General features: G+C 32.9%; 17 protein-coding genes. 10 read left to right on the top strand and 7 right to left on the bottom strand.

Translation table 11 applies throughout. The features are described from left to right. Positions 1 to 46: 46 nt before the first annotated feature. Together odhB and HXZ69_RS11965 are read right to left on the bottom strand one after the other, a co-directional pair. Positions 47 to 1,279: a 2-oxoglutarate dehydrogenase complex dihydrolipoyllysine-residue succinyltransferase gene (odhB, locus tag HXZ69_RS11970; RefSeq protein ID WP_185096030.1), complete on the bottom strand. Its 1,233-nt coding sequence runs from the start codon at positions 1,277 to 1,279 to the stop codon at positions 47 to 49. A gap of 18 nt (positions 1,280 to 1,297) precedes the next feature. After that, entirely contained in the window at positions 1,298 to 4,087 is a 2,790-nt protein-coding gene (locus HXZ69_RS11965) for a 2-oxoglutarate dehydrogenase E1 component (RefSeq protein WP_219034288.1), read from the bottom strand. Positions 4,088 to 4,244: 157 nt separating this feature from the next. Here HXZ69_RS11965 and HXZ69_RS11960 point away from each other — a divergent pair, with 157 nt between their 5' ends. After that, a complete protein-coding gene (locus tag HXZ69_RS11960) occupies positions 4,245 to 5,396 on the top strand; it encodes a sensor histidine kinase (protein WP_286496113.1) in 1,152 nt (383 codons plus the stop codon). Between the two features lie 476 nt (positions 5,397 to 5,872). Here HXZ69_RS11960 and HXZ69_RS11955 read toward each other — a convergent pair whose 3' ends face one another. The 3 genes from HXZ69_RS11955 to rsmA are packed head-to-tail and all read right to left on the bottom strand — an operon-like array spanning position 5,873 to position 8,460. Further along, positions 5,873 to 6,322 (bottom strand): GyrI-like domain-containing protein, encoded by a 450-nt coding sequence (locus HXZ69_RS11955; RefSeq protein ID WP_219034286.1) that lies wholly within the window; start codon positions 6,320 to 6,322, stop codon positions 5,873 to 5,875. Between the two features lie 11 nt (positions 6,323 to 6,333). Next, the gene (gene mgtE, locus HXZ69_RS11950) at positions 6,334 to 7,689 is read right to left on the bottom strand and encodes a magnesium transporter (protein WP_280046030.1); all 1,356 of its coding nucleotides are present in this window, start codon (positions 7,687 to 7,689) and stop codon (positions 6,334 to 6,336) included. A gap of 3 nt (positions 7,690 to 7,692) precedes the next feature. After that, positions 7,693 to 8,460 carry a 16S rRNA (adenine(1518)-N(6)/adenine(1519)-N(6))-dimethyltransferase RsmA gene (rsmA, locus tag HXZ69_RS11945; RefSeq protein ID WP_038332430.1) on the bottom strand — a complete coding sequence of 256 codons (768 nt, stop codon included), beginning with the start codon at positions 8,458 to 8,460 and terminating at the stop codon, positions 7,693 to 7,695. Positions 8,461 to 8,566: 106 nt separating this feature from the next. On the opposite strand from rsmA, the gene HXZ69_RS11940 reads away from it, so the two are divergent. From HXZ69_RS11940 to truB, 4 genes are read left to right on the top strand one after another with little or no spacing between them, the layout of a single operon-like run. Next, positions 8,567 to 9,460, top strand: a complete 894-nt coding sequence (locus HXZ69_RS11940; RefSeq protein WP_221855311.1) for a cell division protein FtsX — start codon at positions 8,567 to 8,569, stop codon at positions 9,458 to 9,460. Then, positions 9,460 to 9,762, top strand: coding sequence for a DUF3098 domain-containing protein (locus HXZ69_RS11935; RefSeq protein WP_286496112.1), 303 nt, complete (start codon positions 9,460 to 9,462; stop codon positions 9,760 to 9,762). Before HXZ69_RS11940 ends, HXZ69_RS11935 begins: the two co-directional genes overlap by 1 nt. Beyond that, positions 9,762 to 10,646 carry an undecaprenyl-diphosphate phosphatase gene (locus HXZ69_RS11930; RefSeq protein WP_125349727.1) on the top strand — a complete coding sequence of 295 codons (885 nt, stop codon included), beginning with the start codon at positions 9,762 to 9,764 and terminating at the stop codon, positions 10,644 to 10,646. The genes HXZ69_RS11935 and HXZ69_RS11930 overlap by 1 nt, the downstream gene beginning before the upstream one ends. Position 10,647: 1 nt before the next feature. Then, positions 10,648 to 11,358: a tRNA pseudouridine(55) synthase TruB gene (gene truB, locus HXZ69_RS11925; protein WP_125349728.1), complete on the top strand. Its 711-nt coding sequence runs from the start codon at positions 10,648 to 10,650 to the stop codon at positions 11,356 to 11,358. Positions 11,359 to 11,397: 39 nt separating this feature from the next. On the opposite strand, the gene HXZ69_RS11920 is transcribed toward truB, so the two are convergent. Together HXZ69_RS11920 and HXZ69_RS11915 are read right to left on the bottom strand one after the other, a co-directional pair. Next, on the bottom strand, positions 11,398 to 12,060 hold the full coding sequence (locus tag HXZ69_RS11920; RefSeq protein WP_114999497.1) for an alpha/beta fold hydrolase: 663 nt from the start codon (positions 12,058 to 12,060) through the stop codon (positions 11,398 to 11,400). 8 nt (positions 12,061 to 12,068) lie between these two features. Further along, a complete protein-coding gene (locus HXZ69_RS11915; RefSeq protein ID WP_286496111.1) occupies positions 12,069 to 12,890 on the bottom strand; it encodes an AraC family transcriptional regulator in 822 nt (273 codons plus the stop codon). Positions 12,891 to 13,085: 195 nt separating this feature from the next. Here HXZ69_RS11915 and scpC point away from each other — a divergent pair, with 195 nt between their 5' ends. From scpC to HXZ69_RS11890, 5 genes are all read left to right on the top strand, one after another. Beyond that, positions 13,086 to 14,597 (top strand): succinyl-CoA:acetate CoA-transferase ScpC, encoded by a 1,512-nt coding sequence (gene scpC, locus HXZ69_RS11910; RefSeq protein ID WP_286496110.1) that lies wholly within the window; start codon positions 13,086 to 13,088, stop codon positions 14,595 to 14,597. Positions 14,598 to 14,701: 104 nt separating this feature from the next. After that, positions 14,702 to 14,980: a hypothetical protein gene (locus HXZ69_RS11905; protein WP_280035742.1), complete on the top strand. Its 279-nt coding sequence runs from the start codon at positions 14,702 to 14,704 to the stop codon at positions 14,978 to 14,980. Positions 14,981 to 14,986: 6 nt separating this feature from the next. Next, complete coding sequence (locus HXZ69_RS11900; RefSeq protein WP_219034280.1) at positions 14,987 to 15,376, top strand: hypothetical protein; 390 nt, start codon at positions 14,987 to 14,989, stop codon at positions 15,374 to 15,376. A 9-nt stretch (positions 15,377 to 15,385) separates the two neighbouring features. Then, positions 15,386 to 16,522 (top strand): glutathionylspermidine synthase family protein, encoded by a 1,137-nt coding sequence (locus tag HXZ69_RS11895; RefSeq protein ID WP_286496109.1) that lies wholly within the window; start codon positions 15,386 to 15,388, stop codon positions 16,520 to 16,522. A 242-nt stretch (positions 16,523 to 16,764) separates the two neighbouring features. Then, positions 16,765 to 17,424, top strand: coding sequence for a DUF4240 domain-containing protein (locus HXZ69_RS11890; RefSeq protein ID WP_286496108.1), 660 nt, complete (start codon positions 16,765 to 16,767; stop codon positions 17,422 to 17,424). Positions 17,425 to 17,653: the final 229 nt, after the last annotated feature.

The following is a 17,653-nucleotide window of genomic DNA, read 5'->3' as shown; positions in this document are numbered from 1 at the left end:
CTTTCGAATGGCTTTCAATTTATGGATTGTTAGAATGTTTTATGTATTACAATTCTAAAGCTCTTTTAGCGTCACCTCCCATTAATACGTTTAATGGATCTTCTACCGCTTCTTTAACAGCAACTAAGAATCCTACAGATTCGCGTCCGTCGATGATACGGTGGTCATAAGATAAAGCAACATACATCATTGGAGCGATAACAATTTGTCCGTTTTTAACAACTGGACGCTCAACGATATTGTGCATTCCTAAGATACCTGATTGAGGTGGGTTGATGATTGGTGTAGACATCATAGATCCAAATACACCACCATTAGTGATTGTAAATGTACCTCCTGTCATTTCATCAACAGAAATTTTTCCGTCACGTACTTTGATTGCTAAATCTTTGATAGATTGCTCAACACCACGGAAAGTTAAGTTTTCTGCATTACGTACAACTGGCACCATTAAACCTTTTGGTCCTGATACTGCAACAGAAACGTCAGCAAAGTCAAATTTTACTTGGTAGTCACCGTCAATCATAGAGTTTACGTCTGGGTATAACTCTAATGCGCGTGTAACTGCTTTTGTAAAGAAAGACATGAATCCTAAACCAACACCGTGTTTAGCTTTGAATTCGTCTTTATATTGGTTACGTAAAGCAAAAATTGCAGACATATCAACTTCGTTGAATGTAGTTAACATTGCAGTTTCATTTTTAACAGAAACTAAACGTTGTGCAATTTTACGACGTAATGATGATAATTTTTTCTCTGATTGAGCACGAGTTCCTTGAGTAGAAGTTCCCATTGCTGGTGTAAAACGAGCTGCATCATCTTGAGTGATACGTCCGTCACGTCCTGAACCTTTTACTTGAGAAGCATCGATACCTTTTTCGTCTAAAACTTTTTTAGCCGCTGGAGATGGAGTTCCCGTAGCGTAAGTTGCAGCTGGAGCAGCAGGTGCTGGCGTAGCAACTGGAGCTGGAGCAGCTTTTACTTCTTCTTTAACCTCAGCTTTTGGTGCTTCTGCAGCTGGAGCGCTTCCTCCTTCTGGTTTAGCAGCTGATGTATCAATAAGACAAACAACTTGTCCTACTTCTACAACATCACCTTCTTCCGCTTTCAAAGTGATAATTCCACTTTCTTCTGCTGGTAATTCTAATGTTGCTTTATCTGAGTCAACCTCAGCAATTGCTTGGTCTTTTTCTACGTAATCACCGTCTTTTACTAACCACGTAGCGATCTCTACTTCTGTGATTGATTCCCCTGGTGATGGGACTTTCATTTCTAACATATCTATTAGCTTTATTTTTTAATTGAATACTTTATTAATTACCTCTTCGTAAATTGCAGCCCAACGTTTACTTGAACCTGGTGCTGTTGCAGCACTTTCTGCTGGAGAAACTACGTCGAATGGATATTTTCTTAACTTACGTAAGATATACATCCAAGCTCCCATATTTTCTGGTTCTTCTTGTGCCCAAACCAATTTAGCATTACCAAATTTAGAGATGATAGCATCTACTTTTTCTTCATTTAAAGGATATAATTGCTCTAAACGAATAATTGCAGTTTCTTTATCACCTAATTCTTGGCGTTTTTTGTCTAAATCGTAGTAGATTTTTCCTGAACAGAAAACTACTTTTTTCACTTTTTTCGCATCTACTGTTACATCTTCGATGATTTCTTGGAAACCTCCATTTGCGAAATCTGCTAATGATGATACTGCTGATGGATGACGTAATAATGATTTTGGTGACATTACAACCAATGGTTTGCGGTAATCTGTTACAACCTGTCTTCTTAATGCGTGGAAGAAGTTAGCTGGAGTTGTGATATTTGCAACAAACATATTGTTACCAGCACACATTTGTAAGAAACGCTCTAAACGTGCTGAAGAGTGCTCTGCTCCTTGCCCTTCATATCCATGAGGCAATAACATTACTAAACCATTTTGTAATTTCCATTTATCTTCTGCTGCAGAAATATATTGGTCGATTACGATTTGCGCTCCATTCACGAAATCTCCAAATTGAGCTTCCCAAATAGTTAACGCTTTAGGATTTGCCATTGCATATCCATAATCAAAACCTAAAACTGCATACTCAGATAATAATGAATTATAGATTCTTAATTGACCTTGTTCATTATTGATATGGTTTAATAAGATAATTTCTTCTTCTGTGTCTTCAGTTTTTACAACCGCATGACGGTGAGAGAAAGTTCCACGTTCTACATCTTCCCCAGAAACACGCACGTTACGTCCGTCTGTTAAGATAGAACCGAAAGCTAAAGCTTCTCCTAATCCCCAGTCAATTTTATCTTCCTCAATCATTTTTCCACGTCCTTCAATTAAACGAGAAACTTTTTTGATTAATTTTTTACCTTCAGGAACTGTAGAAACAGCTTTTGCAATTTCTTTTAATTTTGCTTCGTCGTAAGAAGTATTTGCTTGTTCAAAAACTTTTGCATCATCAGCAATTTCAAATCCTTCCCACTCTTCTGGCATGAAAGGGAAAATGTGATTACGCTCAATTTCTTTAGAAGCTTCGAAATTCGTTTCTAATAGAGCTTTAAATTCTGCTTCTTTTTGTTTAACGATTTCTTCTCCTATTACACCTTCTTTTAATAATTTATCCTTGTAAATTTCACGAGGATTTGGGTGTTTAGCGATTAAGTTATATAATTTAGGTTGAGTGAATTTTGGTTCATCACCTTCGTTATGTCCATATTTACGGTATCCTAATAAATCGATGAATACATCAGAACCGAATTCTGCACGATAATCTGCTGCAAAACGGAAAGCGTGAACTACCGCTTCTACATCATCAGAATTTACATGCATTACAGGAGACAATGTTACTTTAGCAACATCTGTACAATATGTAGATGTACGCGCATCTAAATAGTTTGTTGTAAACCCAACTTGGTTATTTACCACAACGTGTACTGTACCACCTGTTTTATATCCGTCTAATCCTGCCATTTGAACAACCTCGTAAACGATTCCTTGTCCAGCTACAGCAGCATCACCATGAATTAAGATTGGAATAATTTTAGAATAATCATCTTTGTAATCTTCCTCAACTTTTGCACGTGTAATCCCTTCTACAACTGCATCTACAGTCTCTAAGTGAGATGGATTTGGTGCTAAATTGATTCGGATATCTTTTCCATTCAATGCTTTGATTTGATTTGATGATCCCATGTGATATTTAACATCACCAGCCATTAAATCTGTATCAAAAGCTTTTCCTTCGAATTCTGAAAAGATTTGAGAATATGATTTTCCAAAAATGTTAGCCAAAACATTCAAACGACCACGGTGAGCCATCCCTACGATAACCTCTTGTACGCCGTGATCTGCAGAACGGTTAATCAATGTATCCAAAGCAGGAATTAAAGATTCATTTCCTTCTACTGAGAAACGTTTTTGTCCAACATATTTCGTGTGCATAAAGTTTTCAAAAGCAGTTGCTTCATTCAACTTTTCTAAAACACGTTCTTTCTCCTCCTTAGATAATTTTGGTTGATTCAAGTTTTGGTTTAACCAATTCTGAATCCAATTAATTCTTTGAGGTTCTCTTACATACATATACTCGATTCCGATAGATTCGCAGTACATGTTTTCTAAGTGTCCAATGATTTCACGTAAAGTGATTGGTCCACCAATACCTAAAATTTCACCAGCATTGAATGTCAATCCTAAATCGGCATCTGTCAAACCGAAGTTCTTGATGTCTAATGAAGGTTCAAAAGTTCTACGCGCTCTAACTGGGTTAGTCTTAGTAAACAAATGTCCACGAGAACGGTAAGCATCAATCAAATTGATTACTTTAAATTCTTTCTGTACGTTGTCTGGAACTTGAGATACTACTGCAGGATTAACTACTGCTTGCGTTGTTTGACTAGCTTTGTTAGGAGCTGTTTGTGTTGCTGGTGCAAATAATGGCTCTCCATCATATGTTGCATTCGCAAAGTCATACCCTTGGAAAAAAGCTTTCCAACTTGGTTCAATACTATCCGGATATTGGACGTATTGATCATATAAGTCGCCTATAAACTCTAAATGAGCGGCATTTAAAAACGAAAAACGATCCATAAATTTTACTCTCTATGAGATTTAGCTACAAAAATAAACTATTTAAGGCTTTAAAAAAAATTACTTTCATCATATTTATCTTATCTCGCCATAAAAATATATTATAATCAAATAATCATTACATTTGATATAAATTTAAGAAAGATTTTACATTTAGATGAGAAATTTTCTAACAAAAAAAATAAACAAACGTTGGATTGGCTTCTTTATAATATTTGTGATTTTCGCTATTACAATATGGTCGAGTAATAAAATTGTACAAGAGCTAAAACGTGAAGAACACAAACGTGTAGAGAATTATGCGCGATCGTTAGAGTTGATAAGCTCATCAGAATTTTTAGATCCGAAAACGCAAGATTTTCTATTCAAATTAATTGAAGACAACAAATCGATCCCTGTTGCACTTGTAGACGAAAAAGGCATTATTGTAGACACCAAAAATATTGATGAATCCATCGTAAAAGATTCGGTTCAATTTAAAAAATATGTCAACAAAATGAAATCGTCGGAACAAACAATTGATGTTGAATTAATCGGAACTAAAAATTATGTTTATTTCAAAAATTCAAAACTTCTCAATCAATTACAATATTATCCACTCATCATTATTTTATTGATTTTACTGTTTTTTGGATTTTCGTACTGGTATTTCAAAACAGTTCGTGACACCGAAAAAAGTTATTTATGGGCTGGAATGGCAAAAGAAACGGCACATCAAATTGGTACACCACTTTCTTCGTTGATGGGTTGGGTCGAATTATTGAAATTGGAAGAAATCGATCAAACTTCAGTCATAGAAATTGAAAAAGATGTGGATCGATTGAAACATATTGCCGAACGTTTCTCGAAAATTGGTTCAACTTCTGAACTCAAACAAACTGATATTATTTCAACTTCCAAACAAACAGTGGATTATATTTCGCAACGCATTTCGAAAGGAATTGAATTAAACTTTACTACCGATGTCGATGAATTTAACATCAATCTTAATTCTTCTTTATATAGTTGGGTTATCGAAAATTTGATGAAAAATGCCGCTGATGCAATGCAAAATAAAGGCGTTTTGGATATCGATATAAAAACGAAAGGTAAATTTGTCGAAATTTCTATTGCTGATACAGGTTCTGGAATTCCGACCAAATTGCAGAAAAAGATTTTTCAACCTGGCTTTACTACCAAAAAACGCGGTTGGGGATTGGGATTATCATTAGCAAAACGAATTATCGAAGATTATCACAAAGGAAAAATATTTGTAGCTAAATCATCTAAAGAAACGGGAACTGAGTTTAAGATTTTATTGAAAAAATAATCAGAAATATTACACAAAATCTTGATTATATAATGAGGTATACTTTTTGTGACTTTGTTAGAACGACAACTGTTTTGTAAAATTAATAATTATGAACGCAAAAGATGTATTGAAAGAATTACACGAAAAATATGATTTATAAGACTAGAATTTCTTCTGAAGCTGCCCAAGATATTGAACAAGCTCTTTCTTATTATTCAAACTTTTCTACATCTGCGGCAAAATCTTAAGTTTTGGAAACTTTGGAAATAATCCTTTCTATCAAGTGAACTATAGAAATTTGCGTTCAAAACCTTTTAGATCTTTTCCTTATTTGTTTTTTTTTGAAACTAATGAAGAAGAAAAAACTTTTTTATTTATGCAGTTTTTAATGCGCATAGAAATCCTACAAAATATCCAAAATAAAAAATGAGCTGAAAAGTTTTACTTTCAGCTCATTTTTTTAATATTATTTTCTAATATATCAGTATTAATTACTATTCTTTTACACCAATATAAATCTCAATTTCTGCATCAGCAGGATTTTGAGCTTTTTCGGTGTACAATTCGTAATCATATTTATACGTGCGATTTAGATTTGCATCATCATTCCAAATTTCTGTCCAAGTTTTCCCAACTGCTTCGTGCAATTCTCCTTTGGCAATATATTTTTTGAATGTTTGTGGCTCAAATTCACGACCAACCATACCTTCTGGAATTTCATCTAATGAAGAAACTTCTAAACCAATAATTGTCATATACTTTCCTGTAAAATCACTTTCATAATCTGTGTAAACAGAATAAATATTAGAACTAATTGCATTTGGAATTTTAGCAATTATATTCTCATCGAAAAATTGATGCCACAATTTTCCTAAATCATCAATCGCTTGACTATCATTATTAGATGTTTGAGTCGTTATTCCTATAATTTTCAACTTATTCATTTTTAAGGTTTTTAAAATCCTAAAATCATTTTCGCAATCGAAAAGTAAATCAACAAACCAAAGATATCATTACTTGTTGTGATAAATGGTCCCGTTGCAATAGCAGGATCAACACCATATTTATGCAACATAATTGGAATAAATGTCCCAATCAAACTTGCTAAAATCATCACAATAACTAAAGCTAAAACAATGGTTGAAGAAATTTCGTAGCTTGTGCTCATCAAGAAATGTGTCGCCAATAAAAGTACAAAAGCTAATAATGTACTATTCAATAAAGCTAATAACATTTCTTTTCCTAATCTTTTCCAAATAGAACCCGAAATATTACTATTCGCCAAACCTTGCACAATAATCGCAGAAGATTGCACACCAACATTTCCTGCCATGGCAGCAACAAGCGGCGTAAAAAAGAATAATTGCGGATACAAATTCATCGCATCGCTAAAACTTTGCGACACATTAACTGCTACAAAACTACCTACCAAAGCCAATAAAAGCCAAGGTAAACGAGCGCGAGTTAATTTCAATATATTATCATCAGAGTCGACATTTTGAGTAATCCCGGCTGCTAATTGATAATTTTCTTCAGCTTCTTCACGAATCACATCAATCACATCATCCACCGTAATTACACCTACCAAACGCGTTAACTCGTCCACTACAGGCACTTCGTACAAATCATATTTTTCGATTACTTTCGCAACCTCCATATCTTTTGTATAGGTCTTTACATATTGGATCTTTTCATTGTAAACATCTGCCACTTTAGTGTTCGCAGAAGTTGTCAACAAACGCTTTAAACTCAATGTTCCAAGTAATTTTTCATCTTCATCAACTACATAAATCGAGAAAACTTCTTCTAAATCCTCAGCTTGTTTTCGCATTTGTTTTACCGCTGTGATTACCGACCAATCTTTGTTAACTTTTATCAACTCTTTTCCCATCAAACCTCCAGCCGTATCTTCGTCATAGCGCAAAAGATCTACAATTTCACGGGCATGTTCTTGGTCTTCTAATTGTGCAATTACCTCATCTTTCTTTTCATCAGAAAGTTCATTGATAACGTCAACTGCATCATCGGTATCCATCTCATTGATGACATCTTCGGCAATTTCTTTTGCAGTAAGCGTTTTCAGGAATTTACGTCGATCATCTTCTTCTAATTCAAGAAGGATATCAGCAGAAATTTCATTATCGAGTAAATCAATTACAAAAGACTGTTCTTTGGTCGAAAGCTCATCAAACAATTCAGCAATATCAGCAGGGTGCAAATCTTGCAACATCTCCTTAACTGCTTTTGCATTTTGCTGATTAATACTTTCGTTTAAATGTTCAATAAAATCTTTTGTAATTTTTACCTCCATAATCTATTTCATTCTTTTCGTTAACTCAATAAAATCTTCGACAGATAATTGTTCTGCGCGCATATTCAAAAACTCGTGATCGTTTAAATCCTCAGGAATACCCAAAGCCTTCAACGAATTACGAAGCGTTTTTCTTCTTTGTCCAAAACCAGCTTTTACCACTTGAAAAAATCGTTTCTGTTCAACTCCTTCAATTTCTGTTCGGTAGCGTTTCATAATAATAACGCCCGATTTCACCTTTGGTGGTGGTGTAAAAACGTGTTCTGGAACAGTGAACAAATATTCACAATGATAATACGCTTGAGCTAAAACAGAAAGTATACCATAATCTTTTGTACCTTTTTTTGATGCAATACGTTCGGCAACTTCTTTCTGAAACATTCCACAAACTTCGGGAACAGTGTAACGCTCTTCTAAAGCTTTAAAAATAATTTGCGAAGATATATTATACGGAAAATTTCCTAAAATAGCAATTTGTTCATCAAACTTTGATGAAAAGTCCATTTTCAAGAAATCTTCAGAATGAATTTTAAATCCTGGATAAAATGGTTGATAATATTCTTTTAAATATTCGACTGATTCTGTATCAATCTCCACAACCTCTATATTTTTCTTTGCTTGTAAAATATATTTTGTCAACACGCCCATTCCTGGACCAATTTCTAAGACACGATCATAGCCTTCCCAAGTTAACCCTTCAGCGATGTCTCGTGCAATATTTTCGTCATTCAAAAAATGCTGACCTAAATGTTTTTTAGCTTTTACTTTCAAAAATTCTAAATTTTAAGTTTTCTTTAACCAACTTACCGTAGAATATATACGGAATATCTTTCTTGCGAAATAAGTTTTTTTTATCTTAGCCCCAAAATTAACCCAAATGTCAAAAACGAACGATAAATTTGAGAAAAAAAGACTGCGATCTTCAAACATCACTGTTGTGATTAGTATTTCGCTTGTTTTATTTCTATTAGGTATTTTCGGCTTAATTGTCATTAATGCACAAAGTTACGCAGAACATCTAAAAAGAGAGTTAAAAATCGAGGCATATTTTAAAGATGTCGAAGATCCAAAATTAAAAGATAAGGAGCTTGATTTACAGAAATCTTATATCGATTCGTTGAAGGTGAAGTATCCTTTTGTTGAAGCTACACAGTATATCAGCAAAGAGGATGCAGCTAAAATTGCGAAAAAAGATTTGGGTACGGATGGTAGTGATTTCTTCGAAGAAAGTATTTTCCCTGCATCAGTTCAAATTACATTGAACCCTGCATTAATACAATCTGTTGAACAAATTGATTCTATTAATAAGGTATTGGCAAAAAATCCGATTGTAGACGAAGTAAAAAGTGACAAAGAAGCGATGGTAACGATTTACCACAGCATCAACAAAATTACTTTTTGGATTATGATTTTTGCTGTTATTTTCTTGGTAATCGTTGTTGTATTAATCAACAACTCTATCCGTCTGAAAATTTACGCAAAACGTTTCAGCATCAAAACAATGCAATTAGTTGGAGCGCGTAGACGTTTTATTGTAAAACCTTTCTTGATAGAAGCCGCAGTTTTAGGTTTCTTAGCAGCATTTATTGCAGCAGTAGGATTAGGTTTCTTATGGTACATTTTAGCAACAAAAGTTGGTTTAGTACTTTGGAACCCAAGCTTCACTCCACTTATTATTATCTTAATTGGAATTGGAGTTGTTATTGCCGTTTTCAGTACATTGTTTGCTGCATGGCGTTATTTAAGATTAAAAACTGATCAACTTTATTAATGAAATCAAATTCTATCAATACAACAAAAAAATCAGCATCTACAAACGATGCTGGTTTTACTTTTTTATTTGGAAAAAGAAATTACATTTTCATGGCAATTGGTGTTGCACTAATTGGTCTTGGATTTTTATTAATGACAGGACACGATGCCAACACAAGACCAGATGGAACGTGGGATGCAAATTATTGGAACGACGAAATCTATTCTTTTCGTAGAATTAGATTAGCGCCATTTTTAGTTGTCGTTGGTTTCATCGTCGAGATTTATGCCATTTTAATCAATCCGAATAAAGAAAAATAATGAATACTTTACAAGCAATTATAATTGCTATAATAGAAGGTCTTACCGAATATTTACCAATTTCTTCTACAGCACACATGGGATTCACAGCAGCTTTGATGGGAATGCCAGAAAGCGAATTCTTAAAAATGTTTCAAGTTTCGATACAATTTGGAGCAATTTTATCAATCGTAGTTTTATATTGGAAAAAATTCTTTGACTTCAAAAATTTCAATTTCAATTTTTATATCAAATTAGCTTGTGCGGTTGTTCCTGCACTTATTTTAGGAAAACTATTCGATGATAAAATCGAGGCTGTTTTAGGAAATCAAGTTGCTATTTCTGGAATGTTAGTTTTCGGAGGAATCATTTTATTATTTGTAGATAAATGGTTCAAAAATCCTAAAATTAATGATGAAAAAGACATCACATTAAAACAAGCAATTATCATTGGTTTTTGGCAATGTTTGGCGATGATGCCTGGAACTTCTCGTTCTGCCGCTTCTATTATTGGTGGTATGACACAAGGTTTATCGCGTAAAGCAGCTGCAGAATTTTCATTCTTTTTAGCGGTTCCGACAATGTTAGCGGTTACAGTTTATTCTATTTTTGTTAAAACTTGGGGAGAAGATACTGCAACACCAATGAAAGGTTATGAAATGATTTTACAAGATCAAAACCATATTATATTATTCTTAATTGGAAATGTTGTAGCATTTATTGTAGCATTAATCGCAGTGAAAACATTTATCGCAGTTTTAACAAAATATGGTTTCAAATTTTGGGGGTGGTACAGAATAATCATCGGAATTATTTTATTGATTTATTTCTCATATAATTCTCCAACACAAGCAGAAAAAGACAATGCCGCTTCAGTAGAAACTACAATGATTCAGCACAAATAAGATGAATGTAGAAAAAATACAAGAAGGTCACGTTTTTTTGATTGATAAACCACTTGATTGGACATCTTTTGATGTTGTAAATAAGATTCGTTGGAACATTAGAAAAGCATATAACTTAAAGAAAATAAAAGTTGGACATGCTGGGACTTTAGATCCAAAAGCTACTGGACTTTTATTGGTTTGTACAGGGAAATGGACAAAACGCATTGATGAATTTCAGGCGCAAGAAAAGACTTATACTGGTACAATTAAATTAGGTGTTACAACGCCTACCTATGATTTAGAATCGGAAGAAAATGAAACTTTTCCGACAAATCATATCACAGAAGAAATTATTCGCGAAGCAACAAAACAATTTGTTGGAGAAATTGAACAATTTCCGCCAATGCATTCAGCGGTAAAAGTAGATGGAAAACGTTTATATGAATTAGCTCGCGAAGGTCAAGAAATAGAACGTAAAGCACGTAAAATAACGATTCACGATTTTAAAATTACAAAAATAGATTTACCTTTTGTCGATTTTGAAGTGAATTGTAGCAAAGGAACCTACATTCGTTCTTTGGCTTTTGATTTTGGAAAAGCAGTCAATTCTGGTGGATATTTAACAGCACTTCGTCGTACAAAAATTGGCGAATTTGATGTCATCAATGCTGAAAATTTCGCTTTAGAAAAAAGCTATTTTGAAGAAGAAAATACAACAGAAGAAGTATAAAATCAGAAAAGCTTGAACAAATGTTCAAGCTTTTTTTAGTTATAAAGTGATTAATACTTTATTTATTTCATCGCTCACTAATTTTGGCTTTTGCATCACCATAATATGTGTTCCGCCTTCTATTTGTATTGCATCTTTGATATATTCAATCGGAAAAACAATATCTTTTGTACCATGAATATGTGTAATATTTTCTTCATGATAAGCTGTAGAATGTTCCCAGTTTACAATCTTATGAATCGACCAACTTAAATATTCTTTGTTTCGAAACTCAAAAATATCGTCAATATTATCTTTTTCTCGATCAGTATAATATAATTTTCGCATCATCATGTACGAAAATGTCCGATCCGAAGTTAAGAAACTCATCGGAATTATTTTATGTGCATTAATAGAAGCCGAGAATCGAAATAACTTCGGAAGCTCTGCCCTATTCTTCACTGTCGAAATCAGAAATGTATGTTTTGGATTAATAAAACGATTCATTTCCTGCACAATTATTCCACCAAAAGATAATCCCATCAAAAGAAAATCTTCTGTGGGATTTATTTTATCTAATAATCTTTCGGTATAATGAGCCAAAGTTTCATCTTTCTCTGGATCTAACCAAGGAATATAAACTTGCTCAAAATCTTGTTCCAAGCGTAGATTTCGAAAAGCATTTGCGTTTGCGCCTAATCCACTTACTTGATAAATTTTCATACCTTAATTTATAATATATCTTTTTTCTTTGAGTAATCTGTTGGACGAACTCCAATTACTTTTTGGAATGTATTACTAAATGTTGGTAAACTATTGTAACCAACCATTGTCGAAATTTCACTGATTGAATACATATTATCAATTAACAATTGTAAAGCGCGTAACATTCTTAAAATAGTGAAATATTGAACAAATGTCATATTCAAATCTTTTTGGAATAATCGTGATAATGATCGTTCAGAGAAACCGAATTCGGCTGTAATTTTCTTCATTGTAATCGAAGAATCCATATTATCATCTAAGAATTGAACGATTTTTTTCAGACGTTCGTCGTGTGGTAATGGAAGAGCTAATCGTAAACTACTTTTGCTTACTTTAGGTAATATTTCTTTAAAAGCTTGTGCAATTACATATTCGCTTCTGTTTTCTGGAACAATATCTCCTTTCCATTGGTTAGAAAATAATAAAAGCTCTAACAACAATCCATCAGCAGGATAGATTCCTACTTTTTTATAAAACGAATTATCACTTTCATTAATAGGGAAATATAAATTTCTCATAATCACCTCTGGTGTATTTGGGTGTATACTATGTTCCACATGAGGCGGTATCCACATATAGTGTCTTGCAGGTAAATAAAAAGTATCTTTTCCTATTTTTACATAAACTATTCCTCCCTCACAATAAAGAAATTGCGCTTTGTTATGTTTATGTTCTACCACGTATGCTTCCGAAATTTCCTTATGGTAACAGAAAATTGAGGTTGGTAATTTGTCAATTTCGGTTAGGTAATATCGTGTTTCGAACTTATTATCCAAATGTATATTCATAGTTTCTTTAATCTGCGAACTAATATAATAATTTATTTGATATGATGTATAATGTACACAAATAAAAATGTCCGAAATAGATAATTATTTGACTATTTTTAATATTAACTTTTTATTAATTAATCCAATATTTGTAATTCCCTTCGTTCAGAAGGGAACAATTATTGAATAGTATTAGAAAGAAAAAGTTGCATTATGTTGGAAAGAATAAAATTAACTAACTTACAGTCAAAAGTAATGACAGCAGAGGAGTCTGCCAAATTTTTTGAAGATGGAATGACTGTTGGTTCTAGTGGTTTTACAAGAGGAGGCGATACAAAAGTTGTATTAAAAGCTGTTGCGGAGCGTGCCAAATCTGAAAATTTAAAAATCACTTTAGTAACAGGAGCTTCATTAGGACATGGTACAGACGCAGCTTTAGTAGAAAGTGGAGCATTAAAAAAACGTTTACCATTCCAAGTAGACACTGTAATGCGTAAAAATATAAATGCAGGTAATGTTTTATTTATCGATCAGCATTTAGGAGAAACTGCTGAACATATTTTAGATGGACAATTTAAAATTAATTTAGGTGTTTTAGAAGTTGCTGAAATTTTAGAAGATGGTTCTTTAGTACCTACAACTTCTATCGGTAATAATGCTGAAATTGCTGCAAATGCAGACAAATTAATCATTGAGATTAACACGTCTATCCCTACAAATATAAAAGGTATTCACGATATTTATAGTGTAGAAGAATATGGAAAACGTACACCAATTAACATCACTGCTTGTGATACAAAAATTGGAACAGAAACAATAAAAGTAGATCCTTCTAAAATTGTTGGAATTGTTTTTCACGACATTCAAGATGCTCCAGGAGACATTCAACCAGCTGATGAAGCGACTGCTGCAATTGCTCAAAACATTGTGAAATTCTTCGAAAATGAAGTTGAAGAAGGTCGTCTTACAAAATCATTAATGCCATTACAATGTGGTATTGGTAAAGTTGCAAACGCTGTTTTAGGTGGTTTAGAACATTCTGATTTTGAAGATTTAGTAATGTACTCAGAAGTTTTACAAGATTCTACATTTGACTTAATTGATTCTGGAAAAATGAAGTTTGCTTCGGCATCTTCTATGACAGTTTCTCAAGAATGTTATGACCGTGTTATAGGAAACATCGACAATTATAAAGATAAAATTGTTTTACGTCCTCAATCTATTTCTAACTCAGCCGAAGTTATTCGTCGTTTAGGAATTATTGGAATCAATACATCTTTAGAGTGTGATATTTATGGTAACGTAAACTCAACTCATGTTTCTGGTACACACATGATGAATGGTATTGGAGGTTCTGGAGATTTTGCTCGTAATGCATTTATCTCAATCTTTGTTACTGCTTCTATCGCAAAAGGTGGAAATATTTCTTCTATCGTTCCGATGGTTTCTCATCACGATCACACAGAACATGATGTAGATATTATTGTTACAGAGCAAGGTTTAGCCGATTTAAGAGGTTTAGCACCACGCGAAAGAGCAATCGAAATTATCAACAACTGTGTTCATCCAGATTATAAAGGTGAATTATTATCTTATTTCGAAAGAGCTTGTGCAGAAAGAGGTGGTCAAACGCCACATATCTTAGAAGAAGCGTTCTCTTGGCATACAAGATTGAAACAAACAGGTTCTATGAAAAAAGAAGAATTATTAGTTTTGAATCATTAGAATAATAAATAATAAGACTATACTTTTTCAAAAAGCATAATTCAGAAATTCTGAATTATGCTTTTTTTGTGAAATAATGTAACTTTGTTAGAAGTCTAAGAAACATGAAAAAAATACTTTTAGTAACACTACCATTGACAACTTTTTTTGCGTGTCAATCTAATCAAAACGAAAATCAAAATTTAGAACAAATTGATAAAAAATCGGCTCGCGAAGTTGTATTGACAACCGAAACTAAAGGCGACTCTGTTTTACATATTACCAAACAAAAAATTTGGTCAAACGATTTGATGATTGCAGAAAAAGTAGATACTTTGATTACGCACAAACAATATACACCTACCGATTCTACCAAAATTCCTATTTACGTAACCATTCAATAATCTATCATGAATAAAAGAGAAAAAAGAGCAAGTAAAGTCGTGACTTTAGTGTTAATTTCTTCGGTTCTTAGTTCGTGTATGAATCGTGAAGAAGCGCCTGTTACGAACAATGCACAAAAGGTATATATGCGTGCAGATTCTACTGCTCCTTACACAGATGTTACGTCAAATTATGCATCTCATTCTGGTGGTTCGCATCACGGTGGAATGGGAAGTTCGTTGCTTTGGTTTATGGCTTTTCGTAGCTTAACTGGCAGCGGAATGGGCTATGCAAGTCAAGGTTTGCATCAACAGTCTAACGTCGGAACAAACGCAGCAAAAGCGCAAGCGTATAAAAGTCAAACTGTTCGCGGTGGATTCGGAAAATCTGCTTCTTCTCGTTCAGTTTCATCTTAAACAAATTTTATGCAATTAAAAAGAATAAAAGCTGACGAAAACTGGCAAGAAAGGTTAGAAAATATTGGCTTTGGCTATCATACAGACGAAAATAAACAAACCTATTGGGTAGAAGATTATTACTATTCTATTTCGGAAAAAGAAGCGGATAAAATCTTTGAAGCGACAAACGAATTGTGGGAAATGTGCTTGAATGCTGTCGAACATGTGATTCAAAATAATCGTTTGGACGAATTTAAAATTCCAAAATTTATTCAACCTTATTTGATTGATACATGGGAAAATGATGCGCCAAGTATTTATGGACGTTTTGATTTTGCTTACGATAATGATCAATTGAAAATGTTAGAATTCAATGCTGATACACCTACTTCGTTGTTTGAATGTGGTGTTGTACAATGGTTTTGGATGGAAAATTATTTTGGAGAAACAAAAGATCAATTCAATTCTGTTCACGATAAATTAATTGAAACATGGAAAATGTTAAAACCTTATTTGAAAGGTGAAACCTTGCATTTTTCTTGCGTGAGAGAATCGTTAGAAGATTTGACGAATATCGAATATATCAGAGATTGTGCGATACAAGCCGGAATTAATACCAAATTAATTTATGTAGACGAAATCGGTTGGAATAATGTCAATTTTGTTGATTTAGAAGAAGAACCAATTACAGATATTTTCAAACTTTATCCGTGGGAATGGATGATGAACGAGTTGTTTGCATACAACATCAAAAATGATGAAATCAACGCAAATTGGATAGAACCAGCTTGGAAAATGATTCTTTCGAACAAAGCTATTTTACCAATTTTATGGGAATTGTATCCAGATCATCCATTATTATTAGAAGCTTATACAGATTCACCAAAAGAGATGAAGAATTATGTCAAAAAACCATTGTTATCTCGTGAAGGCGCAAATGTAGAAGTTGTAAAAAGTGGAGCTATTTCGGAGCAAACTTCTGGCGAATATGGCGAAGAAGGTTTTATTTATCAAGCTTTGGCTAATTTACATCACGAAGAAACAGGTTATACCATTATCGGAAGTTGGATTATTGGGCAAGAATCGTGTGGAATTACGTTCCGCGAAAGTGACCAATTTATTACAACCGATAAAAGTCGTTTTGTTCCGCATATTATTGAGTAAAATATTTAAAACCAAAAAGTCTAATTCCACTTCGAATTAGACATTTTTTAGTTTAAACAAAATCAAACAATTACCTTAAAAATTGTAAATAGTTTAAAAATTAATAGGTTTCATCATATTTTATTTATAAATTATAAAAAGATTTTATTAAAATGTTTTATCAATTAAAGGTTTAAGAAATAAAACGTTAGATAATTTTTTACGAATCAAAACCAACTAAATACAAACTAAAAAGTAGAAATATGGATTTTTTAGATGATTTGTTTAACTCTTCAACCCTTCCCTCAGAGCGCATTTCGCGTATGCTCGAAGAAGATTTGTTTTGGCAAATTATAGAAAATTCTTTGCTCAATGCCAATAATTTGCAAGATCAAGAAAAGGCTTTGGAACAAGAATTAGAAGATCTAACTGCCGAGGATATTATTGGTTTTCAACTTCGATTAGAGTTCTACTCCTATTCATTACATTCGCCTGAAATATGGTGTGCAGCTTGTATTATGAATGATGATACAGATCCAACACATTTCTATTATTTCAAAAATTGGATTATTTCGCAAGGACAAGAATTGTTTGAAAAGGCAATTTTGAATCCTGATAATTTAGCTGATTATTTTAACGAAGGCTTCAACGAAGATGATTTATATGAGTTTGAAGATTTTCATTTAATCGCTGATAATGTTTTCTATGAAAAATTCGAACACAAAATTATTGACTTTGTAGACAAAGAATGTTTTAAATTTTATACCGAAAAATCTCCAAAACCTGAGTTTGATTGGGATGACGAAAATTTAACCAATTTGCAAATCATTTGTCCAAGATTATTCAAAGTTTTTATCGAAGATTATCCTCCTGACGACGACGAAATGGAAGATGATTTTGATGATGAAGACGAGTTTTTATAATGATAATATTTAATACCCATTTTATTCCTTCAATGGAAGATGGTGCTCTAAGGAAAATTGTCACATTAATTTCAGTAGTTGCCTATTTCTTTTTTATATTAATAGGATATAGCTCTTTCAATTATTTTTTAATTTCTGGACTTATTATAGTTTGTAATCTTCCCCTTGTTAAGAACACTTAAAAGTAGAGTTTTTATTTAATATTATTGTATTATTATTTTGATTAATT

The organism is Empedobacter sp. R132-2, assembly GCF_030324375.1.
GTDB lineage: Bacteria > Bacteroidota > Bacteroidia > Flavobacteriales > Weeksellaceae > Empedobacter > Empedobacter falsenii_B.
The sequence above is the reverse complement of the archived record's forward strand: the minus strand, read 5'-3'. Positions and strand labels throughout refer to the sequence as shown.

What these genes read in the sequence shown, in the direction of transcription:
- odhB (WP_185096030.1), bottom strand. Translation starts at nt 1,279, where the DNA reads ATGTTAGAAATGAAAGTCCCATCACCAGGGGAATCAATCACAGAAGTA.
- HXZ69_RS11965 (WP_219034288.1), bottom strand. Translation starts at nt 4,087, where the DNA reads ATGGATCGTTTTTCGTTTTTAAATGCCGCTCATTTAGAGTTTATAGGC.
- HXZ69_RS11960 (WP_286496113.1), top strand. Translation starts at nt 4,245, where the DNA reads ATGAGAAATTTTCTAACAAAAAAAATAAACAAACGTTGGATTGGCTTC.
- HXZ69_RS11955 (WP_219034286.1), bottom strand. Translation starts at nt 6,322, where the DNA reads ATGAATAAGTTGAAAATTATAGGAATAACGACTCAAACATCTAATAAT.
- mgtE (WP_280046030.1), bottom strand. Translation starts at nt 7,689, where the DNA reads ATGGAGGTAAAAATTACAAAAGATTTTATTGAACATTTAAACGAAAGT.
- HXZ69_RS11940 (WP_221855311.1), top strand. Translation starts at nt 8,567, where the DNA reads ATGTCAAAAACGAACGATAAATTTGAGAAAAAAAGACTGCGATCTTCA.
- HXZ69_RS11935 (WP_286496112.1), top strand. Translation starts at nt 9,460, where the DNA reads ATGAAATCAAATTCTATCAATACAACAAAAAAATCAGCATCTACAAAC.
- HXZ69_RS11930 (WP_125349727.1), top strand. Translation starts at nt 9,762, where the DNA reads ATGAATACTTTACAAGCAATTATAATTGCTATAATAGAAGGTCTTACC.
- truB (WP_125349728.1), top strand. Translation starts at nt 10,648, where the DNA reads ATGAATGTAGAAAAAATACAAGAAGGTCACGTTTTTTTGATTGATAAA.
- HXZ69_RS11920 (WP_114999497.1), bottom strand. Translation starts at nt 12,060, where the DNA reads ATGAAAATTTATCAAGTAAGTGGATTAGGCGCAAACGCAAATGCTTTT.
- HXZ69_RS11915 (WP_286496111.1), bottom strand. Translation starts at nt 12,890, where the DNA reads ATGAATATACATTTGGATAATAAGTTCGAAACACGATATTACCTAACC.
- scpC (WP_286496110.1), top strand. Translation starts at nt 13,086, where the DNA reads ATGTTGGAAAGAATAAAATTAACTAACTTACAGTCAAAAGTAATGACA.
- HXZ69_RS11905 (WP_280035742.1), top strand. Translation starts at nt 14,702, where the DNA reads ATGAAAAAAATACTTTTAGTAACACTACCATTGACAACTTTTTTTGCG.
- HXZ69_RS11900 (WP_219034280.1), top strand. Translation starts at nt 14,987, where the DNA reads ATGAATAAAAGAGAAAAAAGAGCAAGTAAAGTCGTGACTTTAGTGTTA.
- HXZ69_RS11895 (WP_286496109.1), top strand. Translation starts at nt 15,386, where the DNA reads ATGCAATTAAAAAGAATAAAAGCTGACGAAAACTGGCAAGAAAGGTTA.
- HXZ69_RS11890 (WP_286496108.1), top strand. Translation starts at nt 16,765, where the DNA reads ATGGATTTTTTAGATGATTTGTTTAACTCTTCAACCCTTCCCTCAGAG.